Annotated in this window: 24 protein-coding genes and 1 pseudogene; 10 read left to right on the top strand and 15 right to left on the bottom strand. The window is 67.6% G+C overall.

What is annotated here, in order from left to right:
- Positions 1–46 precede the first annotated feature (46 nt).
- Positions 47–763: a hypothetical protein gene (locus tag OG953_RS22265; protein WP_405686377.1), complete on the top strand. Its 717-nt coding sequence runs from the start codon at positions 47–49 to the stop codon at positions 761–763.
- Between the two features lie 57 nt (positions 764–820).
- Here OG953_RS22265 and OG953_RS22260 read toward each other — a convergent pair.
- From OG953_RS22260 to OG953_RS22250, 3 genes and pseudogenes are all read right to left on the bottom strand, one after another.
- Positions 821–970: pseudogene (locus tag OG953_RS22260) on the bottom strand (helix-turn-helix domain-containing protein); the annotation flags it as partial.
- 375 nt (positions 971–1,345) lie between these two features.
- Positions 1,346–2,896, bottom strand: coding sequence for a recombinase family protein (locus tag OG953_RS22255; protein WP_405686375.1), 1,551 nt, complete (start codon positions 2,894–2,896; stop codon positions 1,346–1,348).
- Between the two features lie 42 nt (positions 2,897–2,938).
- Positions 2,939–3,061, bottom strand: a complete 123-nt coding sequence (locus OG953_RS22250; protein WP_405692472.1) for a hypothetical protein — start codon at positions 3,059–3,061, stop codon at positions 2,939–2,941.
- A 64-nt stretch (positions 3,062–3,125) separates the two neighbouring features.
- On the opposite strand from OG953_RS22250, the gene OG953_RS22245 reads away from it, so the two are divergent.
- Complete coding sequence (locus tag OG953_RS22245; protein ID WP_405686374.1) at positions 3,126–3,617, top strand: LURP-one-related/scramblase family protein; 492 nt, start codon at positions 3,126–3,128, stop codon at positions 3,615–3,617.
- A gap of 27 nt (positions 3,618–3,644) precedes the next feature.
- Here OG953_RS22245 and OG953_RS22240 read toward each other — a convergent pair whose 3' ends face one another.
- The gene (locus OG953_RS22240; protein WP_405686372.1) at positions 3,645–4,445 is read right to left on the bottom strand and encodes a carbon-nitrogen family hydrolase; all 801 of its coding nucleotides are present in this window, start codon (positions 4,443–4,445) and stop codon (positions 3,645–3,647) included.
- Between the two features lie 169 nt (positions 4,446–4,614).
- Between OG953_RS22240 and OG953_RS22235 the strand changes: the two genes are divergently transcribed.
- Positions 4,615–5,439, top strand: a complete 825-nt coding sequence (locus OG953_RS22235) for a maleylpyruvate isomerase family mycothiol-dependent enzyme (RefSeq protein ID WP_405686370.1) — start codon at positions 4,615–4,617, stop codon at positions 5,437–5,439.
- Between the two features lie 81 nt (positions 5,440–5,520).
- Here OG953_RS22235 and OG953_RS22230 read toward each other — a convergent pair whose 3' ends face one another.
- On the bottom strand, positions 5,521–6,831 hold the full coding sequence (locus tag OG953_RS22230; protein WP_405686369.1) for a nitrate/nitrite transporter: 1,311 nt from the start codon (positions 6,829–6,831) through the stop codon (positions 5,521–5,523).
- Positions 6,828–7,535 (bottom strand): GntR family transcriptional regulator, encoded by a 708-nt coding sequence (locus OG953_RS22225; protein ID WP_405686367.1) that lies wholly within the window; start codon positions 7,533–7,535, stop codon positions 6,828–6,830. Before OG953_RS22225 ends, OG953_RS22230 begins: the two co-directional genes overlap by 4 nt.
- 221 nt (positions 7,536–7,756) lie before the next feature.
- On the opposite strand from OG953_RS22225, the gene OG953_RS22220 reads away from it, so the two are divergent.
- Positions 7,757–8,656 (top strand): D-alanyl-D-alanine carboxypeptidase family protein, encoded by a 900-nt coding sequence (locus tag OG953_RS22220; RefSeq protein WP_405686366.1) that lies wholly within the window; start codon positions 7,757–7,759, stop codon positions 8,654–8,656.
- A gap of 66 nt (positions 8,657–8,722) precedes the next feature.
- On the opposite strand, the gene OG953_RS22215 is transcribed toward OG953_RS22220, so the two are convergent.
- Both OG953_RS22215 and OG953_RS22210 read right to left on the bottom strand, forming a co-directional pair.
- Positions 8,723–9,157 carry a VOC family protein gene (locus OG953_RS22215; RefSeq protein ID WP_405686365.1) on the bottom strand — a complete coding sequence of 145 codons (435 nt, stop codon included), beginning with the start codon at positions 9,155–9,157 and terminating at the stop codon, positions 8,723–8,725.
- A 199-nt stretch (positions 9,158–9,356) separates the two neighbouring features.
- Positions 9,357–11,189: an FG-GAP-like repeat-containing protein gene (locus tag OG953_RS22210; protein WP_405686364.1), complete on the bottom strand. Its 1,833-nt coding sequence runs from the start codon at positions 11,187–11,189 to the stop codon at positions 9,357–9,359.
- Positions 11,190–11,284: 95 nt separating this feature from the next.
- Here OG953_RS22210 and OG953_RS22205 point away from each other — a divergent pair, with 95 nt between their 5' ends.
- Complete coding sequence (locus OG953_RS22205; protein ID WP_405686363.1) at positions 11,285–11,461, top strand: hypothetical protein; 177 nt, start codon at positions 11,285–11,287, stop codon at positions 11,459–11,461.
- Positions 11,462–11,596: 135 nt separating this feature from the next.
- Entirely contained in the window at positions 11,597–11,761 is a 165-nt protein-coding gene (locus OG953_RS22200) for a hypothetical protein (RefSeq protein WP_405686362.1), read from the top strand.
- A 14-nt stretch (positions 11,762–11,775) separates the two neighbouring features.
- Here the strand turns inward: OG953_RS22200 and OG953_RS22195 are convergent, their stop codons facing one another.
- The 3 genes from OG953_RS22195 to OG953_RS22185 all read right to left on the bottom strand — a co-directional run bounded on the left by OG953_RS22195 (position 11,776) and on the right by OG953_RS22185 (position 13,117).
- Positions 11,776–11,961 (bottom strand): DUF397 domain-containing protein, encoded by a 186-nt coding sequence (locus OG953_RS22195; protein WP_405686361.1) that lies wholly within the window; start codon positions 11,959–11,961, stop codon positions 11,776–11,778.
- An 80-nt stretch (positions 11,962–12,041) separates the two neighbouring features.
- The gene (locus OG953_RS22190; protein WP_405686359.1) at positions 12,042–12,230 is read right to left on the bottom strand and encodes a DUF397 domain-containing protein; all 189 of its coding nucleotides are present in this window, start codon (positions 12,228–12,230) and stop codon (positions 12,042–12,044) included.
- 5 nt (positions 12,231–12,235) lie between these two features.
- On the bottom strand, positions 12,236–13,117 hold the full coding sequence (locus OG953_RS22185) for a helix-turn-helix domain-containing protein (RefSeq protein WP_405686357.1): 882 nt from the start codon (positions 13,115–13,117) through the stop codon (positions 12,236–12,238).
- 252 nt (positions 13,118–13,369) lie between these two features.
- Between OG953_RS22185 and OG953_RS22180 the strand changes: the two genes are divergently transcribed.
- Positions 13,370–13,876, top strand: coding sequence for an ATP-binding protein (locus tag OG953_RS22180; RefSeq protein ID WP_405686355.1), 507 nt, complete (start codon positions 13,370–13,372; stop codon positions 13,874–13,876).
- Here OG953_RS22180 and OG953_RS22175 read toward each other — a convergent pair.
- The 3 genes from OG953_RS22175 to pdhA are packed head-to-tail and all read right to left on the bottom strand — an operon-like array spanning position 13,863 to position 17,435.
- On the bottom strand, positions 13,863–15,269 hold the full coding sequence (locus OG953_RS22175) for a dihydrolipoamide acetyltransferase family protein (RefSeq protein WP_405686354.1): 1,407 nt from the start codon (positions 15,267–15,269) through the stop codon (positions 13,863–13,865). The two genes, OG953_RS22180 and OG953_RS22175, sit on opposite strands and share 14 nt — an antisense overlap.
- Before the next feature lie 10 nt (positions 15,270–15,279).
- Complete coding sequence (locus OG953_RS22170) at positions 15,280–16,260, bottom strand: alpha-ketoacid dehydrogenase subunit beta (protein ID WP_383967158.1); 981 nt, start codon at positions 16,258–16,260, stop codon at positions 15,280–15,282.
- 2 nt (positions 16,261–16,262) lie between these two features.
- Entirely contained in the window at positions 16,263–17,435 is a 1,173-nt protein-coding gene (gene pdhA, locus OG953_RS22165; RefSeq protein ID WP_405686352.1) for a pyruvate dehydrogenase (acetyl-transferring) E1 component subunit alpha, read from the bottom strand.
- Positions 17,436–17,775: 340 nt separating this feature from the next.
- Here pdhA and OG953_RS22160 point away from each other — a divergent pair, with 340 nt between their 5' ends.
- From OG953_RS22160 to OG953_RS22150, 3 genes are all read left to right on the top strand, one after another.
- Complete coding sequence (locus OG953_RS22160; RefSeq protein WP_405691985.1) at positions 17,776–18,435, top strand: response regulator; 660 nt, start codon at positions 17,776–17,778, stop codon at positions 18,433–18,435.
- A gap of 134 nt (positions 18,436–18,569) precedes the next feature.
- On the top strand, positions 18,570–18,998 hold the full coding sequence (locus OG953_RS22155) for a pyridoxamine 5'-phosphate oxidase family protein (RefSeq protein WP_405686350.1): 429 nt from the start codon (positions 18,570–18,572) through the stop codon (positions 18,996–18,998).
- 126 nt (positions 18,999–19,124) lie between these two features.
- A complete protein-coding gene (locus OG953_RS22150) occupies positions 19,125–20,117 on the top strand; it encodes a phosphotransferase (protein WP_405691983.1) in 993 nt (330 codons plus the stop codon).
- 16 nt (positions 20,118–20,133) lie between these two features.
- Here OG953_RS22150 and OG953_RS22145 read toward each other — a convergent pair whose 3' ends face one another.
- A complete protein-coding gene (locus OG953_RS22145) occupies positions 20,134–21,798 on the bottom strand; it encodes a protein kinase domain-containing protein (RefSeq protein ID WP_405686348.1) in 1,665 nt (554 codons plus the stop codon).
- Between the last annotated feature and the right edge of the window lie 293 nt (positions 21,799–22,091).

The raw sequence follows: 22,091 nt of genomic DNA, 5'->3' as shown, positions 1-22,091 counted from the left end.
GTCGGATCACACGCGTACGGCACCGCCCACGACAGGGGAGCGACGGATGGCTGCGGACGGGAACGAGACGACTGCCGGTGGGGCGGCACCGAAGGCACACGTGTTCATGGCGCTGCCGGAGCGCACGGAGGACCGGAGGGAGGCGTTCGAGGCGTGCCTGGGGGAGGTCACCCGGAGCCTCGGGCTCGATATCGCCCCCGAATCGGAGCACGGCGATCTCTGGACTTGGGAGCATCGCGCTCGGGCGGCCCTGCGCGACGCCTGCCGCCGGGGCGTGACCCTCTCCGAGGAGTCCTTCGACGTGCTACTCAAGGCAGCCGTCCACGATCCCAACCCGAGCTTCAACCGCCAGTTCGTCGAGCCGTCCCTGAACGCGTTCGGACACAGGCGCGTCCAGTTCGCACTGCTCAAGTACCTGCGAACAGGAACGGACCTTGAGCGGGCGGGCGCCGCTCGGGCCTGGTACTGGTCAGCCCTGCCGCTGCGGATGCCCCTCGTACGGGCCGAGGGTCTCGGAGCCACCGGCCAGGCGGAGCGCGACGACGGCTCGGCCGTGGTGGTCGTGTGGAACGAGGCTGCCCTGCGCGAGTTCGTGAGCAATGAGCACCTGGATGTCCGGCGCTGCATCCTGCCGGGCCTGTCGCTCCGAAAGTCGGCGTACTCGCCGGAGCTGCACGACCTGGTGGACACGGCGGTAGCAATAGCCCGGTCCCATCCGGACGAGTACATCCGCCACCGTGTGGAACACCAGGTCGGCGACTGACACCCTCACTGGGCACGCTCGACCACGGCGACCTCCGAGAACTCCCGGCGTCCGGGCGTTCATGATCCGGGATGACTTCGATGGGTGCCAGCCGCAGAGACGGGCGATGTCGCGCCCGGTCAGGCCAGCATCCCGGCACAGCTCAGCGAGTCGGTTCGCCAGAGACTGCCGGGCTTGCTGGGCACTCGAAGATGGAGAGACAGCCATAGTGGTGACCGGTCAGCGCGGCTTGTACTCCCCGTGCGGAATGGGCTCGCTGCCACACCGCCTCAAAGGCGGCGCTGCACAGGCGCACCCTGACGGGAAGGTTCTCACCCTCTGCGAGGTGGATTATCCGAGGTCAGAGCGGTATGGCTAGCCAAAAACGAGGCTGTACCAAGGACGTGTTTTCCGAGCTGGGGCCGGGGCCGCTGGGAGGGCTGCGCCTGAACTTTGCACATCCCGAGTGACGAAGTGACGGCATGACGATTACTTCTGATCCACTCATGGAAACAACAACACTTCTACAAGAGGTAACCGGGCGAGAGCGCCATTCCGTCACTTCGTCACGGCGGTCGGATGCCAGCGGGTGCTCAGTGACACTCACATAGTGGTGTCAGTAGTCACCAGCTTCGCCCGATGGATCTGAATGCGCTGCTCGGGGATGATCCTCTGCCCGCGTAACCCCTTGCTCACCTCAACGCGGTCTATGGCGAGCGACAGCCGTTCACGCCGGTCTTCGTTCGTCGCGTCCGTCCACACCTCGCGCAGCGTGACGCCATCAAGCATCGGAGACACGTCCACGGACGGCATGGGGAGCCTGTGGAGATCGTCGCGGAGGCCGTCGATACGTCCCCTCAGACGCTCTGAAAGCCGGTTGTAGCGCTCCACGGCTGCGGCGCCGCTGAACTCACCACGCACGTAGCGTGCATCCTCCAGATCAGCCAGGCGGGCTTCCTCGTCCTGGATCTCCGCAGTGAGCGCATCACGTTTCGCAAAGGTCTCCGGGTCCACACGGTGCACCCAGCGATCTGCGATCGCGACAAGCAGCGGATCGTCCGGTTCGAGCGCCGGGAGCTTGGTGAGGAACTGTTCGGTCACGTACTGGTCAACCGCCTCAGCCAGCGCTGACGCTCCGATGCACTGGTTGCCCGCGCGACGCGCCATGCACTGATAGCTGCCGCCCACACGGTGCATCCGGCGACCGCAGCCAGGAACCGCGCAGTAGACGAGTCCGGTGAGCAGTGCTGTTCCCTCGGGTTTCGGTCGCCGCTTTCCCGCGTGTACGAACGTTCTGGATTCCAGCGTGCGGATGATCTGTTCGCGCTCTCCGACAGTGATGATCCCCTCACCGATCTCGACCGTGTCGAGCGTCTCGGGATCGCGGTACGGAAAGACCCTGCCCGTGTACTTCCGCTCGCCGTCGTCCGTCTCAACGGTCTCGGTCTCCGGCATTAGGCCGGCGAGCGCCGGGGAACGCAGGAGCTGCATGATGCTGGCCGCATTCCACTGCCCGCCTCTGGGCGACAGGATCTCGTACTCGTTGAGGAGTCGGGCGATCTTGACCAGCGATGTCCCGGCTAGCGCTTCATCCGCGATCAGGCGGGCGTAGACGGCGTGCTCCGGGTCGTGGACGAGCTTCTTGGTCTTCGGGTCGATGAGCAGCCCGTACGGAGGCTGTCCGCCGATCCACTGACCCTTGCTGCGGAGGTAGCGCTTCGCGTGCCCGACACGCGTGCCGAGATTCTTCGACTCGGACCGGGCAAGCTCAGCGAGCATGGCCACGACCATGCGCGCCGAGTCGTTCGAAGTGTCGAGACCGTCCACGACTGAGACGAGACGGCCGCCGGCCTTCTCGATGTCGTCCAGCACCTTGCCCACCTGGCCGATCCCTTTGCGGGACAGACGGTCCAGTTTCCAGACGATCAGCGTGCCGACGACGCCCGCCGTGACAGCCGCCAACGCGGCGTCGAAGCCCTTGCGCTCAACGGTCTTGTAGCCGGAGCGCCCTCTGTCTATGTGGACCTTGCGGACCGTCAGTCCGTTGCGTTCGGCCCAGGCACGGCAGTCGGCTTCCTGCCGTTCGATTGCGGTCTTGCCGTCCCGGTCGAGGGACAGTCGGAGGTACAGATCACAGATCGCGTCTTGGTGCACACAGTCAGTGTGACGAAGAGTTCGGTGCTCTGTTGTCTATTTTCAGAAATCCAGAATGACGATGCGCCCTCGCAGGTCAGCGAGGGTGTACTGCTGGTCGCCTGTATTGAGCCAGCCGCCCTTGCCGATCAGCTCGGGGGCCCTGACGCGCGCACGTGTTGCCATATCGACAGTCAACATCACCGTGGCCCGCACGCATTCCGGAGGGTCTTGGGGGAGCCTGTGAGCCATGAGATTCCTGGTGCGTGAACGGCTCTTCGCTGTCGGTGACGACTACTGGATCGAGGACGCGGACGGCCGCAAGGTCTTCCTCGTCGACGGCAAGGCCATGCGGGTGCGTGACACCTTCGAGCTGAAGGACACGCAGGGCCGGGTCCTGGTCGAGATCCGGCAGAAGCTGCTCAGCCTGCGCGACACCATGCTCATCGAGCGCGACGGCGAACAGCTCGCCAAGATCAAGCGCAAGCGGCTGTCGCTGCTGCGCAACCACTACCGGGTCACGCTGATCGACGGCACCGAGCTCGATGTCAGCGGCAAGATCCTGGACCGCGAGTTCGCCATCGACTACGACGGGGAACTGCTGGCCCAGATCTCACGGCGTTGGCTGACCGTCCGGGACACGTACGGGATCGATGTCGTTCGGGAGGATGCCGACGCGGCACTGCTCATCGCCGTATCGGTGTGCGTCATCGTGCTCGCGGACAAGGAGCACGAGGACTGACCTCGGCGCGTTTCACGTGAAACGTGACTACTTGCCCGTCTCCGGCCTGGTCAGCCCCAGGCGGCGGTCCTTGAGCGCCGGGAACTGCTCGCGCGTGGCGGCGACCTTCGACGGGTCGAACTCCACAGTGAGCACCTCCTCGTCCGCGCCCGCCTCCGCAAGCACCTCGCCCCAGGGGTCGACGACGATGCTGTGTCCGGCCTGCTGGATTCCGGCGTGGGTGCCCGCGGTGCCGACAGCCAGGACGTACGACTGGTTCTCGACGGCACGGGCCTGGGCCAGCAGCGTCCAGTGGGCGCGACGGCGCTCCGGCCAGCCCGCCGCGACGATCAGCGTCTCGGCGCCCGCGTCGACCAGGCCGCGGAACATTTCCGGGAAGCGCAGGTCGTAGCAGGTGGCGAGGCCCAGGGTGGTCTGCGGCAGGGCGACCGTGACCAGCTCCTCGCCCGCACCCATCATGACCGCCTCGCCCTTGTCGAAGCCGAAGCGGTGGATCTTGCGGTACGCGGCGGCCCGCTCGCCCTCGGGTGTGAAGACGAGCGCGGTGTTGTAGAGGGTGCCGTCGGCCGCGCGCTCGACGAAGGAGCCCGCGTGCAGCCAGACCCCGGCGTCGGCCGCGGCCTTCGCCATGATGTCGTGGGTGGGCCCCTGGAGTGGCTCGGCCTCGTCCGCGAAGGCGGTGTACGCGAACGCGCCGACCGGCCACAGTTCGGGAAGAACCACCAGATCCGCACCGCGCTGGGCCGCGATCAGCGAAGCCGCGCGTTGCCTACGGGAATTGACGGATTCGTCCGGGTCTACTGCGATCTGGATGAGGGAGGCGCGCACACTACCACCGTCCTGGCATTCGAGCCGTCAACACAGGCCTACGATCGTCACACGAAAGCACTGCCGGGGTGCCTGCTCGCAGCGTAACTTAGCGATCGAACCTCCCACGCAGCCGCCGCCCGCGCCCAGCACTCCAGCCCATGCACCGCAGAACCGCACGAGGGGTCCCGTGACCGTCCATCCCAGCCTTCAGACCTACGCCGATGCCTGGACCCACTCCATCGAGTCGATAGCCGAGCTGGTGAAGCCGCTCGCCGAGGGAGAGTGGAACCGCCGTACGCCGTGCCCCGCCTGGTCGGTGCGTGACATCGTCTCGCACGTCATCGGCATGGAGTGCGAGCAGCTCGGCGACCCGCGTCCGATCCACACGCTGCCGCGCGATCTCTACCATGTACAGAACGACTTCGCTCGCTACATGGAGATGCAGGTCGATGTGCGGCGCCACCACACCGCGCCGGAGATGACCTCCGAGCTGGAGTACACGATCATTCGCCGCGCACGTCAGCTGCGCAACGAGTCACGTGCCCCCGAGACCATGGTCCGGGCGCCGCTCGGCGCCGAGCAGACCCTCGAACTGGCACTGCGGATGCGGGCCTTCGACGTCTGGGTGCATGAGCAGGATCTGCGGGCGACGCTGGGTCAGCCCGGCAATCTGGACTCCCCCGGCGCTTCTGTCGTCCGGGACACCCTGCTCGCCGCGCTGCCGAAGGTGGTCGCCAAGGACGCGGGTGCGCCGGCCAGTTCGGCGGTCGTGCTCGATGTGCACGGGCCGATGGAGTTCCTGCGCACGGTCAGGGTCGATGCGGAGGGCCGCGGTTCGGTGGACGGTTCGCCGTCGCTCGGGCCCGCGGTGACGCTGGCTATGGACTGGGAGACGTACTTCCGTCTCGCCTGCGGGCGGGTGCGAGCGGGTGCGGTCATGGACCGGATCAAGGTCGAGGGAGACCAGGATCTGGCGGAGGCGATCCTGCAGAACTTCGCCGTGACGCCGTAGCGTCACAGCGCCGCGCCACCGTGGTCGGCGGCGCCCGTCGTGCGAGGACGGGCGCGCCGCCGATCAGGCGCGACAGGCGCGTCACGCGGGTACGTGCACGGCTTCCACGCGGCTGATCACATGGTGGTCCCGCTCGCGGTGCGTGGCCCGGGAGTGCAGCCGCAGAATCTGTACGACGCCGAGCGCCTCCAGTACGAAGACCGAGGCGAACGCGATCCGGTAGTTGCCACCGGTCGCGTCCAGCAGCACGCCGACGGCGAACAGCGTGGTCATCGAGGCGGTGAAGCCGCCCATGTTGACGATGCCCGACGCGGTTCCCTGGCGCTCCGGCGGGTTGGCAGGCCGGGCGAAGTCGAAGCCGATCATCGAGGCGGGGCCGCACGCGCCGAGCACCACGCACAGGACGATCAGCAGCCACATCGGCGCACGGTCGCCCGGGTAGAAGATGGTCGACGCCCAGAGCAGGGCCGTCACGGCGACCGTCCCGAGGGCCAGCGGGGCGCGGGCCTCGTGGTGGCGGGCGATGATCTGCCCGTAGACCAGCCCGAACGCCATGTTGGAGAGCACCACCAGGGTGAGCAGCTCACCGGCGGTGGACCGGCTCAGCCCCTGCGCCTCCACCAGGAACGGCAGCCCCCACAGCAGCAGGAACACCATGGCCGGGAACTGCGTGGTGAAGTGCACCCACATACCGAGCCGGGTGCCGGGCTCCCGCCAGGAGGCGGCGATCTGCTTGCGTACGTAGGCGGCGCCCGCGTGCTCGACGGGCGGTGGCTCGTGGCCCTCGGGGTGGTCCTTCAGGAACAGCAGAAGAAGGACAAGGACAAGCACCCCGGCGACGGAGCTGCCGACGAAGGTGGCGGTCCAGCCGAATTCGTGCAGGGCCCGCGCGATGAAGAGCGTCGAGACGAGGTTGCCCGCCATCCCGAAGAGCGCGGCGACCTGCCCGATCAGCGGACCGCGCCGGGCCGGGAACCAGCGGGCGCCGAGCCGGAGCACGCTGATGAACGTCATCGCGTCGCCGCAGCCGAGCAGCGCCCTGGACGCCAGCGCCATGCCGTACGAGGGGGAGAGCGCGAAGCCGAGCTGCCCCAGGGTGAACAGAACGGCCCCGAGGGCGAGGACCTTCTTGGTGCCGATCCGGTCGACCATCAGGCCGACGGGTATCTGCATGCCCGCGTAGACGAGCAGCTGAAGGATGGAGAACGTGGAGAGCGCGGAGGCGTTGATGTGGAACCGGTCGGCGGCGTCGAGTCCGGCGACGCCCAGGCTGGTGCGGAAGATGATGGCGACGAAGTAGACGGCGACACCGATGCCCCAGACCCACGCGGCACGCCGGCCGCCGGGTGGATCTCCGGGCAGGGACAGGGTGGGAGCGGCGGCAGAACTCACCGGTCCTCACCCCTGACCAGCACCTTGACCCGGCTGACATGACGTCGCACGACCTGTGCGGCACCGTCCGCGTCACCGGACCTGATCGCCTCCAGCAGCTCACCGTGCTCGGTGATGTTGGCGGCGATCCTGCCCGGGTGCGCCTCCATCACAGCGACGCCCATCCGCAACTGCCGGTCGCGCAGCTGGTCGTAGAGGCGCGAGAGAATGTCGTTGCCCGCGTTGCGCACGATCTCGGCGTGGAAGCAGCGGTCCTTCACGGACACGGCGGCCAGGTCCCCGGCCTCGGCCAACTGCCTCTGCTCCTCAAGAAGTTCTTCGAGGCGTCCGATCAACTGCGCGGAGGCGGGGACGGCCTTGCGGACCGCGAACTCCTCGACAAGCAGCCGGGTCTCCACCACATCCGCGATCTCCTGCGCGGAGACGGCGAGAACGAGAGCGCCCTTCTTCGGATACAGCTTGATCAGCCCCTCGACCTCCAGACGCAGCAGCGCTTCACGCACGGGCGTACGGGAGACACCGACGGCCTCAGCGAGATCACCTTCGGTGAGGAGCGTGCCGCCTTCGTAGCGGCGGTCCAGGACCGCCTCCTTGATATGGACGTAGACGCGCTCGGCGGCGGGGGGCTGCTTGACGGAAGACTTCACGGCCGACTTCGCAGCGGACTTCACAGGGGGCTTCACAGCTGGGGGCGCGGCAGGCATGCGCACAGCATAGATACAACATGCGTACATGAGGGAACCTGTCCGGGATCCGGACGAGTTCCGGACCGGTTCCGGACGGGCGCCGCCGCCCTATGGCCTGAACCGCCCCCAGCCCCGAAATTGCCCCAGGAATCAGCACATCCTTATCCCGGCCTTATGAGTCTCACCACCGAGCGGCACCCTCATGTGGCCGCATTCCAGGGGCATTTGGAGCGTTCAAGTTGAAAATCGGCATTAAGGGCATAAACCGCGTTTCCGCCGCTGCCACCGTGGCCCTCACCGCGGGCGCCGTCATCGCGGGCAGCGTGTTCGCCTCCACGGCGCAGGCCGCCACGCCGCCCACTCCCACGATCACCGCCAAGGGCGGTTACGTGATGAACAACGGCACCGCGAAGACCCTGTTCTCCAAGGCCGCGGACACCCGTCGCTCCACCGGATCCACCACCAAGATCATGACCGCCAAGGTCGTCCTGTCACAGAAGAATCTCAACCTGGATTCCAAGGTCACGATCCAGAAGGCGTACAGCGACTACATCGTCTCCAAGGGTGCCTCGTCGGCCCGCCTGATCGTGGGCGACAAGGTCACCGTCCGCCAGCTGCTGTACGGCCTGATGCTGCCGTCCGGCTGCGACGCCGCGTACGCGCTGGCCGACAAGTTCGGCTCCGGCACCACCCGTGCGGCCCGCGTGAAGTCGTTCATCGGCAAGATGAACGCCCAGGCCAAGTCCCTCGGGCTGAACAACACCCACTTCGACTCGTTCGACGGCATAAGCAACGGCTCGAACTACTCGACGCCGCGCGACCTGACGAAGATCGCCAGCAGCGCGATGAAGAGCTCCACGTTCCGCACGGTCGTGAAGACCAAGTCGACCAAGCAGAAGGTCACCACGAAGTCCGGCGGCTACCGCTACATGTCGTGGTCCAACACCAACGCGATGCTCAGCAGCTACAGCGGCGCCATCGGAGTGAAGACCGGCTCCGGCCCGACCGCCAAGTACTGCCTGGTCTTCGCCGCGACCCGCAACGGCAAGACGGTCATCGGCACGGTGCTCGCCTCCACGAGCGCGGCCAACCGTTCTGCGGACATGAAGAAGATCATGGACTACTCCTTCAAGAAGTAGCCCGGCAACGCACGCACAGAGGGGGCTCGCACCACGCGGGCCCCCTCTCGCCGTACCGGAGGATGCTCAGTCGAGACAGAACTCGTTGCCCTCGACGTCCTGCATATTGATGCACGACTCGTTGTTCTCGTCGGCATACAGCACCTTCACGCACACCGCGCCGAGCGCCACCAGCCGATCGCGTTCGGCCTCGAGCACGGCCAGCCGCTCCGCACCCACGAGCCCGGTGCCGGCCCGCACATCGACGTGCACCCGGTTCTTGGCGACCTTGCCTTCGGGAACGCGCTGGAAGTACATACGCGGGCCCTCGCCCGTGGGATCGGAGCACGCGAACCACGCCCCCCGCTCCTCGGCCGGCAGCGAACTGTTGTAGTCGTCCCAGGCGTCGAAGCCCTCCGGCGGCGGCGGTGCGACGTACCCCAACACCTCGCACCAGAAACGGGCGACACGCTCGGGGTCCGCGCAATCGAAGGTGACCTGGATCTTCTTGACCGATGCCATCCGGCCACCCTAACAGCGGGCTTTTGCGACCCAATTCACTGAGCCTACGCGGATGTTGCCGGGACCCCACCACCCTCCACGGCGCGGTCACCGATCCAGACGCCGATCGCGACGTGGCCCCCTGGAGGCCAACCGGCCCCGCATCGACCGGAGCCCGAGGAACCCGGCCGGCATCGACGCCTCCCGCGAAGTTTTCTCATCACAGCTTGGGGTGCCAGACACGGACAGCGCCCGTCTTGTCGATGTGCAGGAATTCAGCCTTCTTGTCTCCGTCGACGTCGGCGAACTGAATTTCCTGCGGAGGGGCCCCGGTGTCACTCACGATCTCCCCGATGTCTCTGAGCTTTACACGCGAATCCTCGACCCCTTCGTTGATCCAGGCCTGTGCGCCACCTTTGGAGGTAATGAGGATCTGGTCGGCATAACCGTCTCCATTGATGTCAGCGAACATAGTTTCACGGGGCTCGCCAGAGGCTGCGCTGATCTCCACGCCAGGGGACCAGCCCAGCTGCTCTACGCCATCCTTGATACTGAAGCCCTCGTTGTACCAGACGGTCGCCGTGCGGTCCGGCTCAATCCGCAGGTAGTCGACGCGCCCGTCTCCGTTGATGTCGGCGAACTGGATCTGCTTGATATCCGGAATGTCGACAGGGGAACCGTTAAAGGAAACTCTCTCTACGTTGTCATGCCTCTTTTTGCACATTTTTTTACCCTTCTCTCCGCCCTTCACCCAGGTATAGGCGGTCACCCCGCCAGTCCGGTCGACCACCATGCAATCGGGTGCCTCGTCACCGTCGATGTCGCCAAAGCGCAACGCAGCACCGTCCGCCCCCTCGTCAGGGGTGTACGAGTTGATCCCCGCACCATCGGTCATCAAGCGATCGCCTTCGACGCCGCCGTTCCACCAGAACCGGAAGTGCTGGCTCTTGTCGACCGTCAAATATTCGGCTCCGCCATTTTCTCCGTCGATTTCGACCAACCAGAACATGTTCGTGGCCGGAAACTTCTCGGGCGGAGTGACGTCAGATTTCTTCCCCGCCGGGCTCGGAGTGCTCGAACCGGTTCCTACAACAGATGATTCGGTATCCGCAGCAGACGGTTTGGTGTCTGCATCAGATGAGTTGGCGTCCGAATCCCAAGGCATCGGGGCAAAATGCAGGACCAAGGCGGCGGCCGCCAGGACGGCGACCGCGCCGAACGCGATCGCCGCGCGCCCCTGCTTCCCGGCGGGTTCTTTCTTGGCCGGAAAGGGCGCGACGGGCCCCGTTGCCGGTTCGGGGGCCGGTGGTTCGGGCGGAGACGAGAGAGGTCCCGGCCACGGAGGGCCGGTCGTGTGCGACCCGGTATGCGTGACGAGGATGAGGCGGCGCAGAGCGGTGAAAGTCCGATGCCGGGGCGAATCGGCCTTGAGGATACTGGAGTGGTCGCCCGGCAGAGCGGAACTGTCCGGGAAGACGGACTGCGCCGAGGAGCGAGGTACCACGCCATCGCTCTCACCCGCGTACACCGACACCGGAATGGGACAGGTCCGATCGGTGACTGCAGTGGCATGCACGACATCACGCAGGACCGTGCGCAGTGTCGAGCTGACCTGATCATTCAAGGGGCGCAGATCCTTCTCCTGCGGATGACGCAGGCCCAAGGCACGCCGACGCAAGGAAAGTAACAGCTCAGAGCCGTTACTCGGGCAGGCGATCATCACCAGCCGATGGATCCGCGCCAGCTCAGCGCCTCTGCCATCGTGGAGCATGCGAGCCAGGTAACGTTGGGCGACCAGCCCTCCTTGGCTATGAGTGACCAGCAACAGCTGATCGAATGCACCAGCTTCCGTGGCCAAATACTCCTTCAGACTGTCGGCAACCGTGTCGATCGACGGGAAGACCCGCAGCGGATTGACCGACAACAGCCCGGTTGCATATTCGAACGCGAGTGGCTCGACGAACTCAAGGTCCCTGTCCGCCGCAATCAACTTGCGTAGCGGCTCCCACACCTCCGGCCCGGACATGATCCCGTGGACCATCACCAGCCCCATTCGACTTTCCCCCATGACACCAACCTCTTCCCCACGCAGACGGAACACTCACCGTAAGCACCTCCCCCACGTGCAGGACCGGGAGTCTCTGAACATTGGCCGATCTGATCACCAAGAAGACGCCAGAGTTGACCGAGTCCGTCGTCAAGCAGAAGTCCGCTGAGGAGTTGGTCCAGGCATCGCCGGGAAGCGCGACGGACGGCCGACTGGTGCTCGCCGCCGGCATCGCCTGTCGACGGCGGGCCCAGCTGTTCTGTTCCAGGAAGCTGTGACCGCGAAGGCCCGCCAGGTTGGCCAGGAAACTCAAGGGAGTTGACGGCGTTCGTACAATGGAGAGGAAACGCATCGATGCCCGCCCTTGGCTGTGAGCCGGGTGGGCCGAGCGGGGGAAGAAAGGTGCGTGCCCGATGCCGATCGGGCTCCTCTCCACGATTGCCGCCGTGTTCTACGGGGGCACGGTCTCGATTCTCGCTCTCACCGCGACCTTCGCCCGGCGTCGCGCGCTGCGGCGTGAAGCGCGCAGCACCCTCGCCCTACTGGTACCGGGGAGGGCGGTGGAGTCAGAGCGCTAGCCGGCCCGGCCGGGTCAGTCCGACGATCGGACCAGCCCGGCCCGGAAGGCGTCCCAGGCCGCGGGGCCGAGGAGGACGACGGGACCGTCGGGCCGCTTGGAGTCGCGGACGGCGACGGTGCGGGGTACATTGCGGGCCACTTCGACGCACTCGCCGTTCGGCTCGCTGTAACTGGCTTTGTTGAAGCGGAACTCGCTCACTCGTTCATCTCCTTTCTGCTCGCGATGAGTTGCATCGAGTCGGACAGCGACAGCTTGTCCGCGACAGCCCGTTGCCATTCCTACGGCTGCCGGCGCAGGCCCGCCGTGAAGCTGTCCCACGCGGCGGGAGCGAGGACGAGAAGCGGGCCGTCGGGCCGCTTGGAGTCGCGGACGGCGACGGTGCGGGGGATGTTGCGGGCCACTTCGACGCACTCCTGGCCCGCGTTGCCACCGCTGTAGCTGGACTTGACGAACTTGTACCCGAGCACGCGGTTTACAGCTCCCTGTGGATTTCATTGATAAGTCTGACCGAGGTGTGTTGCGCAAGCCCCAGGCGCGAGATGCGGTCGAAAAGGCTGCTGTGACGCTCGGCATCAGTATCGCTCTCCAGCCAGAGAGTGGTCGAGGTCGTATCCATGTGGACCACGTCGAGCGCTCCCGGCTCAGCGAAGGAAACGATAGTGAAGGCGCTTGTCATGCCGGGGTGAGCGCCCGCGATATACGGCATCACCTGAAGCTTCACGTTCGGCTGCCGAGCCACGTCCAACAGCCTGCCGAGCTGGTCCCTCATCACCTCGCGTCCGCCCACCAACTGACGCAGTGCACCTTCGTGCACCACCGCCCGCAGCTCAAGCGGTCGGTCGCCACTCAACCGCGCCTGCCGCGTCATCCTGGACTCGACGAAGGGCTCGATCTCATCGGGGTCATCCCATGATCCGTTTCCCACGGCGAGCGCTCTGGCGTAGTCCGGGGTCTGCAGCAGTCCGGGCACGATGGCGACTTGCCAGGTGCGGAGGCTGGTGGCGATGTCCTCCAGAGCCACGTACTCGGCCATGGACTGAAGTCCCGGGTACTGATTCCACCAACCACTTGCCTTGCGACGTTCGCGGTCGGTCTTGGCGAGTGCCAGCAACCTGTCGACGACTTCGGCGTCAGCCTCGCCATACAAGTGACACAGGGCCCTGATGTCGGGGTCCCGTATCGGTACGAGGCCCCGCTCGATCTTCGCGACCTTGGCAACCGACGCCGTCAGCGCCTCCGCAGCGTGCGATTGCCGCAGAGAGCGCCCCTCGCGCATGCGCAGCAACTCGCCGCCGAGACGGCGCCCGAGCACAGTCGAAACCGTCCGGCCCCGATCAGGGCTGTTACCTGCCACGTCGCATCCCTCCGTCGAGTGGCCCAAGTCTGGGACTCATTCGGCTCGAACACCAACTAGGGCAGAGAAATTTCTGCCCGAACTTATTGCTGCACACGCAATCACACCGCTACCGTCAGTGTTCCGCCGCTCGCACAGCGGAGCCGAAACCGGCGGAAGTGCACCGCCCTGCCCTGCACCGGAACCGAATCAGGCCCCGGCGCCCCGCAGGCGCGGCATCGCCACCGCCCCCTCACCGAGAGGTACGCGCCCATGACCTCAGCCAGGGACAAACTCCCCGAGCCCGTCCTCCATGAGGACCGGCTCGACTACACCCCCACCGCCCGCAGCGTCTCCTTCTCCCGGCGCCGCACCGCGCGGCTCGTTCGGGAGTGGGGGCATCCGGGCCTGGCCGGCGACGCGGCGTTGCTGGTCAGCGAGTTGGCGACCAACGCGTTACTGCACGGCGCCATCCGGGGGCGGCTCTTCCGCGTACACCTCATCCTCACCGCGACCACGCTCCGTATCGCGGTGAGCGACGCACGTGGCGAGCGGCTGCCCGGACTGCGCGAGGCCGGGGACGACGAGTGTTACGGGCGGGGCCTCGTGATCGTCGCGCGGATCGCGGACCGCTGGGGCGTCGAGCCGCGCCCCGTCGGCAAGACCGTCTTCGCCGAAATCGCCGTGCGACGACCGGCGCAGGACATGCGAGTGGGCCCGCGCGAACATCGCGCGGGCCCACCTCACACACGTACCACCGGGGCGATCACGCCCAGGTGATCAGCCGCTTCGGCTGTTCCAGGATCGCTGCGACGTCCGCCAGGACCTTGGATCCGAGCTCGCCGTCGACCAGGCGGTGGTCGAACGACAGGGCCAGCGTGGTGACCTGGCGGGGCTTCACCTTGCCCTTGTGGACCCACGGCTGGAGCTTGATCGCTCCGACCGCGAGGATCGCGGACTCGCCCGGGTTCAGGATCGGCGTGCCCGTGTCGACGCCGAAGACACCGACGTTGGTGATGGTCACCGTGCCGCCCGCCATGGCCGCGGGGGACGTCTTGCCCTCACGTGCCGTGGAGACCAGTTCGCCCAGCGCCGCGGCGAGTTCCGGCAGGGTCTTGTCGTGCGCGTCCTTGATGTTCGGCACGATCAGACCGCGCGGCGTGGCGGCGGCGATGCCCAGGTTGACGTAGTGCTTGCGCACGATCTCCTGGTTCGCCTCGTCCCAGGCGGAGTTGACGTCCGGATTGCGCCTGATCGCGACCAGGAGCGCCTTGGCGATGATCAGGAGCGGGTTGACCCGCACCCCCGCCATGTCCTTGTCCTCCTTGAGCTCCGCCACCAGCTTCATCGTGCGCGTCACATCGACGGTGACGAACTCCGTGACATGCGGCGCCGTGAAGGCGCTGCCGACCATCGCCTGGGCGATGGCCTTCCGTACGCCCTTGACGGGGATACGGGTCTCCCGCGCGCCCGCGACGACGGCGGCCGGCGCCTCGGGGGTGGGGACCGGCGTGGCCTCCACCGCGACGGGGGCCTGTGCCGGTACGGGCGTGGCCGCCGCGTGCACGTCCTCGCGGGTGATGATCCCGCCCTCGCCGGTCGGGACGACCGTCGCCAGGTCGATGCCCAGGTCCTTGGCCAGCTTGCGGACCGGCGGCTTGGCCAGCGGCCGGCTCTCCGGGACCACCGCGCCGTGGCCGTTCATCTCGCCCTGGATCGCCGCCGAGGCAGCGGGCACCGCCGTCGTGACGCCCTTGCGGGCCCGCCGCTTGGTCGAGCTCTCGGCCACGCCGTACCCGACCAGGACCGGCTGACGGCCCTTGGGAGCCTCGGGCTCCGGTTCGGCCGCGGCAACCGGCTCCGCGACCGGCGCGGGAACCGCGGTCGCGTCACCGCTGCCCGGTGCCACGTCCACCGCGATGATCACCTGGCCGACGTCGACGGTCGTGCCCTCGGGGAAGCGCAGCTCGTGCACCACCCCGTCGAACGGAATCGGCAGCTCCACGGCCGCCTTCGCGGTCTCGACCTCGCACACGACCTGGCCGTCGGTGACGGTGTCACCGGGCTGTACGTACCACTTGAGGATCTCGGCCTCGGTCAGTCCCTCGCCCACGTCGGGCATCTTGAACTCACGGAAGCGAGCAGCGTTGGAAGTGTCGTTCATCGTTGTCACGCCCCAGTCCTCAGTACGCCAGCGAGCGGTCGACGGCGTCGAGCACACGGTCGAGACCCGGCAGGTACTCGTCCTCCAGCCGCGCCGGCGGGTACGGGACGTGATAGCCGCCGACCCTCAGCACCGGTGCTTCCAGGTGGTAGAAGCAGCGCTCGGTGATCCGGGCGGCGATCTCGGCCCCGGAGCCGTAGAACACCGGCGCCTCATGGACCACGACGAGCCGGCCGGTCTTCTCGACCGAGGTCTGGATGGTGTCGAAGTCGATCGGGGACATCGAGCGCAGGTCCAGGACCTCGATCGACTTGCCCTCCTCCTGGGCGGCCGCGGCCGCTTCCAGGCAGACCTTCACCATCGGTCCGTACGCGACGAGCGTGAGGTCGGAGCCCGTACGCGCCACCGCGGCCCGGTGCAGCGGGCCGGGGATGGAGTCGGTCTCGACCTCGCCCTTGTCCCAGTAGCGGCGCTTCGGCTCGAAGAAGATGATCGGGTCGTCGCTCTGGACGGCCTGCTGCATCATCCAGTAGGCGTCGCTCGCGTTCGAGGGCGAGACCACCTTCAGGCCCGCGACGTGCGCGAACAGGGCCTCGGGGGACTCGCTGTGGTGCTCGACGGCGCCGATGCCGCCGCCGTACGGGATCCGCACGACGACCGGCAGCTTGATCTTGCCGAGCGCCCGGGCGTGCATCTTCGCAAGTTGCGTGACGATCTGGTCGTACGCGGGAAAGACGAAGCCGTCGAACTGGATCTCCACGATGGGCCGGTAGCCGCGCAGGGCCAGGCCGATCGCCGTACCGACGATGCCGGACTCGGCAAGCGGGGTGTCGATCACCCGGTCCTCGCCGAAGTCCTTCTGGAGTCCGTCGGTGATCCGGAAGACCCCGCCCAGCTTGCCGACGTCCTCACCCATGATGAGGACCTTGGGGTCGGTGTCGAGGGCCTTGCGCAGCGACTCGTTGAGAGCCTTCGCAATGGACATCTTTTCCATGGCCATGGCTAGTTGCTCTCCTCGGCGAACGATGCCTGGTAGGCGGCGAACTGGGCACGTTCCTCGTCGACGAGCGGGTTCCCGTCGGCGTAGGCGTGGTCGAAGATCGCCATCGGGTCCGGATCGGGCATCGCCCGTACCGCTTCACGCACCCGCTTGCCGAGGGCTTCGCTCTCCTCCTCCAGCGCGGCGAAGAACGCCTCGTCGGCGGCGCCCTCCTTCTCCAGGTAGGTGCGCAGCCGCAGGATCGGGTCCTTGGCCTCCCAGGCGGCCCGCTCCTCGTCCGCCCGGTACTTCGTCGGGTCGTCGGAGGTGGTGTGTGCGCCCATGCGGTAGGTGAACGCCTCGACGAGCGTGGGCCCCTCCCCCCGGCGGGCCCGCTCCAGCGCCGACCTGGTGACGGCCAGACAGGCGAGTACGTCGTTGCCGTCGACCCGGACGCCGGGGAAGCCGAAGCCCTGCGCGCGCTGGTAGAGCGGGACGCGGGTCTGCTTCTCGGTCGGCTCGGAGATCGCCCACTGGTTGTTCTGGCAGAAGAAGACAACCGGGGCGTTGTAGACCGCGGAGAAGGTGAACGCCTCGGCGACGTCGCCCTGGCTGGAGGCGCCGTCCCCGAAGTACGCGATCACGGCCGAGTCCGCGCCGTCCTTGGCGACGCCCATGGCGTAGCCGGTGGCGTGCAGGGTCTGCGAGCCGATGACGATCGTGTACAGGTGGAAGTTGTTGCTGTTCGGGTCCCAGCCGCCGTGGTTCACACCGCGGAACATCCCGAGCAGATTGGTCGGGTCGACGCCCCGGCACCAGGCGACGCCGTGCTCGCGATAGGTCGGGAAGACGTAATCGTCGTCGCGCAGAGCCCGGCCGGAGCCGATCTGGGCGGCCTCCTGGCCGAGCAACGAGGCCCACAGGCCCAGCTCGCCCTGGCGCTGCAGGGCGGTGGCCTCGGCGTCGAAGCGGCGGGTCAGGACCATGTCCCGGTACAGACCGCGCAACTCTTCGGCGGTCAGGTCGATCTGGTAGTCCGGATGCTCCACCCGCTCGCCCTCGGGCGTCAGCAGTTGTACGAGCTCGGGCTCGGAACTCTGTGGCGTCTTGGCGGACGTCTTAGCGGGCGTTTTCACGGCGCTGGTCCGCTTGCTGCTGCGTCGCGGTTTGCGCGCGGCAGTGCTCTCCACGGTCACGTACGTGCTCCTCCGTCGGTCCGGCCCCCGGGGTCTGCCGGGAAGCCAGTGCGGCTCGCCTGTGTCCGTACCCGTGCACGGGGTGGGTGCCGCTCGGTCCGGGAACAGGCGTGACAGGTGCCCCGGCGAGCGTCCTGCCAAAAGCACGTTACCCAGTACGCCGCATAACTGCGAAACCCTATCTGACCTGCGATTTTGCTTGGATTTCCAAGTAAATCGAAAAAGTCGGGAACTCTCGCTGGTCACAGCACTGGGAACAGCCTTGCAGGCCGCCGGAACAACGGCACGTTATCCCGCCGTTCGGCGGCAGGGAAGAGGCGAGTGTGTGAGACTGCGTTTTGTGCGCGAACAAGGAAAAATCACTGTTTTTCTGCTGGACGACCACGAAGTCGTCCGGCGCGGAGTCCATGAATTGCTCTCGGTCGAGGACGACATCGAGGTCGTCGGCGAGGCCGGCACGGCGGCGGACGCACTGGTCCGCATCCCCGCGACCCGGCCCGATGTGGCGGTGCTCGATGTGCGGCTGCCGGACGGGAGCGGGGTGGAGGTCTGCCGGGAGATCCGTTCCCAGGACGAGAACATCAAATGCCTGATGCTGACCTCGTACGCCGATGACGAGGCGCTCTTCGACGCGATCATGGCGGGCGCGTCGGGATATGTACTGAAGGCGATCCGCGGCAACGAACTACTGAGCGCGGTACGGGACGTGGCGGCCGGGAAGTCGCTGCTGGACCCGGTGGCTACCGCCCGGGTGCTGGAGCGGCTGCGCGACGGCAAGAAGGGCCGGGATGACGACAAGCTCGCCGGTCTCACCGTTCAGGAGCGCAAGATCCTCGATCTGATCGGGGAGGGACTGACGAACCGGGTGATCGGCGAGCGGCTGCACCTCGCCGAGAAGACGATCAAGAATTATGTCTCCAGTCTGCTCTCCAAGCTGGGCATGGAACGGCGCTCGCAGGCCGCCGCGTACGTGGCCAGGCTGCAGGCGGAGAAGGGCTGAGCGCCGCGTGGTGACAGGGCCGGGACGTGCACGGAGCGGCCGCGGTCCTCGGTGATCTTTCGGGACTTTGGTCCCGGACCGCCTGGGGCCGCGGCCTCTTTTTACGGCCTCCCCGGTGGCGGAGAGTGGAGAGCATGCCCTCTGAGGAACTCCACGCGATCGAACTGCTCGGCCGCGTCCTGTACGGCCGGCTGGCGACGAGCATGCGGGCCCTCCCGATACTGGCGGTGGCCCGACACATCGTGGTCGACGGCCGCGTCGTCCTGCGGATGCACAGCGGCCTCGGCTACCACGAGGCCTGCGACGGCACGGTCGTGGCGTACGGGGCGGACAACTTCAACGCCGCGCGCTCGGGGAACGACAGCGAGCTGTGGTCCGTGCAGTTCACCGGCCCCGCCGAGATCGTGCACCCGACCCCCGAACAGCGGGAGCGCTTCGGCGCCGCCCCCGTCCAGGTGAACGGGGAGCCCTTCGCCCCGGCCTACCTCGGGATCGACCCGCACTTCGTCTCTCTGCACACTCTGGACTTCCACGCAAGTCAACTGGTCCGCAACGCAGCGTGATCTAACATCTGGCGAGTGCCGCGCTCATCTGTAACCCTTCCGTCTGCTCCGCCGGCCGGCGAGGCGCTGTACTCACCCGTGCCGCGTTCGGCCGTGCCCCGTCCACCCGTTCCTCCGGTGGACGAGGTGCTGCGCCACTATCCGGATGCCGGTGAGCCCCTCACCTGCAAGCCTGTCACCCAGGGCCTGCTCAACCACGGCTACCGCGTCTCCACCACCCGCGGCTCCTACTTCCTCAAGCATCACCTCGACGACTCCACCGGCGACCGCGCCACGATCGTCCGCCAGCACCGCGCCACCCAGCGGTTGCAGTCACTCGGCGTGCCCGTCGCCCCGCCCGTGGAGGACACCGAGGGCGGCACGGTCACGGAGATCGGCGGCCGGTGCTACGCCCTGCACCCCTGGGTCGACGGACTGCACCGGGCCGGCGCCCAGCTCACCGCCGCCCAGTCGCAGCGGCTCGGAGCGCTGCTCGGGGCCGTGCACACCGGGCTCGAACAGGTCATGGAGGCGGGCACGGGACTCGCGGGGCGGTCCGGCGGCTACCGGAGCTCCGACCCCGCCGACACCTTCGCGCTGATCGACGACCTGCTGGCGGCCGCGCGCGGGCGCCGCCCCCGGGACTCCTTCGACGAGCTGGCCGAGCACCGCCTCCTGGAGCGGCGCACCCTGCTGGAACAGCACGCCGACCGCAGGCCGCCCACCCCCGACGTCCCGGCCACCGGCTGGGTGCACGGCGACTTCCACCCGCTGAACGTCCTCTACCGGGGCACGGACCCGGTCGCGATCCTCGACTGGGACCGGCTGGGGGTCCAGCCGCGCGCGGAGGAGGCGGTACGGGCTGCGGCGATCTTCTTCGTACAGCCGGCCGGGAAGCTGGAGCTGGAGAAGGTACGGGCGTACGCGGGGGCCTACCGGCGGGCGGCCGGGACAGGGGCGGCGGAACTGGCCGCGGCGGTGCACCGGGTGTGGTGGGAGCGACTCAACGACTTCTGGATACTGCGCTGGCGGTACTGCCTGCACGACCGAAGGGCCGACCCGCAGTTCCCTGCGGTGTCGGCCCTGGCGGTCTGGTGGACGCGTGAGTACGAGGCGGTGTGCGAGGCGTTCACGGGGTGAAGCCGCCCCGTGCGGGTTAAGAGGTGGTGCCCGCCCCCGCCGTGGTGCCGGCCGCCGCGGACGTGCCAGTGGTGGTACCGCCGTCGGCCGCACCGGTACCGCCGTCGCTGCTGCCGCCCGTACTGCCGTCGCCGCTGCCGCCCGTACTGCCGTCGCCGCTGCCGCCCGTACCGCCGTCGCCGCTGCCGCCCGTACCGCCGTCGCCGCTGCCGCCCGTACCGCCGTCGCCGCTGCCGCCCGTACCGCCGTCGCCGCTGCCGCCCGTACCGCCGTCGCTGCTGCCACCCGTTGCCGGTCCGGACGGTTTGGTCGACGGCAGCTCGGGCGACTTGCTCGGGCTGACCGGTGGGGTGTAGGGGTACGAGGGCGGCGCGTCCTGCTGATTGCCGGTGGAGTTCTCCGGCTGCCGGCTCTGCTCGTCGCTCGGCGAGGACGAAGGCTCCGGCGAGGACGGCGAGCTGGAGGTCGTCGTGGGTCTCTTCTGCTGGCTGCCCTTGTCGTTCGCCGCGCTGACGGCGATGGCGACACCGGCCCCGATCGCGATCAGCGCGAGCACGACGAACAGCAACAGCTTGCCGCGACCGCCACCACCCTGGTGTCCGCCCTCGTAGCCACCGTCGTCGGGGTTCATCGGAGGCAGGATCGGGCCCTGCGAGGTGTCTCCGTGCTGCGGGTGACTCATCGCCATCGTGCCCCCGGCGATGCCCATGGCCGGGGTGTGTCCGCCTTCGTGCATCGCGACCGGGCCGGTGTTCCACGTATTTGTGTGGCCGCCCTGCACCTGAAGCATCTGCAGGCTGTACTGGACGAGGCCGCGCATCTCCTCGGCGCTCTGGAACCGGTCGTCCGGGTCCTTCGCGAGCGAGCGCATGACCAGCCCGTCCAGCTCCGGCGGCACCGCGTCCAGAACCTCGGACGGCGGGACCGGGATGTCCTGGACATGCTGATACACGACGGAGAGCGGCGTCTCACCCGTGAACGGGGGCCGCAGCGCCAGGAGTTCGTACAGCAGGCAGCCGGTGGCGTAGAGGTCGGAGCGGTGGTCGACGGCCTTGCCCAGCGCCTGCTCGGGAGAGAGGTACTGCGGCGTGCCCATGACCATGCCGGTCTGCGTCATCGTCGACTGCGCGCCGTGCAGCGCACGGGCGATGCCGAAGTCCATCACCTTGACCGCACCCGAGTTCGTGATGATCACGTTGGCGGGCTTGATGTCACGGTGCACGATGCCGTGCTGGTGCGAGTACGCGAGGGCTTCCAGCACCCCCGAGACGATGATCAGCGCCTGCTCGGGCGGCGGGGCCTCCGCATTGAGCAGCAGATCGCGGATGGTGCGGCCCTCGACGAGCTCCATCACGATGTAGGGGACGGTCTGGCCGCCCACGACGTCCTCGCCCGAGTCGTACACGGCGACGATCGCATGGTGGTTGAGGCCCGCGACCGACTGTGCCTCGCGCGTGAACCGGGCCTTGGAGACCGGGTCCTCGGCGAGATCGGAACGCAGGAGTTTCACTGCGACCGTACGTCCCAGCCTGACGTCCTCGGCCGCGAAGACCTCTGCCATGCCGCCCCGGCCGAGCCGGTGGGTCATTCGGTAGCGCCCGTCACCGACGACGCCGTCGATGCCCCAGGAGTCGGTGCCATCCGAAACTCCGCCGCCGTTTGCTTCGGAATCGGGTGCCATCAGTCCTCGCCGTCGTATCTGTCCGCGCGTCCGCGGGTTCTCACGGTGTCTAGCTGCATTGCCACGTCACGCTACAGCCTCCGCCGGACACACCGTTTCCGAGAGGGACGGGTCATCCAACCGGCCGGCGTGCCGCGCGCGCAAATTCCATGCGGTTCCTGTAACGCTTCCGAGACGCTTCTTGTGCGTAGGGTCACGGAACGGGCACCTGGCTTGACGTGTCGTACCCCTCGGGCAGACTTGGCGCGTAAATAGGGATCATCGCGTCAGTCGCGCGCCGAGGGGGAAGCAAG

Source organism: Streptomyces sp. NBC_00057 (assembly GCF_045041165.1).
Classification (GTDB): domain Bacteria; phylum Actinomycetota; class Actinomycetes; order Streptomycetales; family Streptomycetaceae; genus Streptomyces.
The sequence above is the reverse complement of the archived record's forward strand: the minus strand, read 5'-3'. Positions and strand labels throughout refer to the sequence as shown.

Excerpts from the sequence above, each read along its gene's own strand:
- OG953_RS22225 (WP_405686367.1), bottom strand. The coding sequence starts at position 7,535 with ATGCCTGCCGCGCCCCCAGCTGTGAAGCCCCCTGTGAAGTCCGCTGCG.
- OG953_RS22245 (WP_405686374.1), top strand. The coding sequence starts at position 3,126 with ATGAGATTCCTGGTGCGTGAACGGCTCTTCGCTGTCGGTGACGACTAC.
- OG953_RS22265 (WP_405686377.1), top strand. The coding sequence starts at position 47 with ATGGCTGCGGACGGGAACGAGACGACTGCCGGTGGGGCGGCACCGAAG.
- OG953_RS22180 (WP_405686355.1), top strand. The coding sequence starts at position 13,370 with ATGACCTCAGCCAGGGACAAACTCCCCGAGCCCGTCCTCCATGAGGAC.
- OG953_RS22210 (WP_405686364.1), bottom strand. The coding sequence starts at position 11,189 with ATGGGGCTGGTGATGGTCCACGGGATCATGTCCGGGCCGGAGGTGTGG.
- OG953_RS22145 (WP_405686348.1), bottom strand. The coding sequence starts at position 21,798 with ATGGCACCCGATTCCGAAGCAAACGGCGGCGGAGTTTCGGATGGCACC.
- OG953_RS22155 (WP_405686350.1), top strand. The coding sequence starts at position 18,570 with ATGCCCTCTGAGGAACTCCACGCGATCGAACTGCTCGGCCGCGTCCTG.
- OG953_RS22200 (WP_405686362.1), top strand. The coding sequence starts at position 11,597 with ATGCCGATCGGGCTCCTCTCCACGATTGCCGCCGTGTTCTACGGGGGC.
- OG953_RS22215 (WP_405686365.1), bottom strand. The coding sequence starts at position 9,157 with ATGGCATCGGTCAAGAAGATCCAGGTCACCTTCGATTGCGCGGACCCC.
- OG953_RS22250 (WP_405692472.1), bottom strand. The coding sequence starts at position 3,061 with ATGGCAACACGTGCGCGCGTCAGGGCCCCCGAGCTGATCGGCAAGGGC.
- OG953_RS22170 (WP_383967158.1), bottom strand. The coding sequence starts at position 16,260 with ATGGCCATGGAAAAGATGTCCATTGCGAAGGCTCTCAACGAGTCGCTG.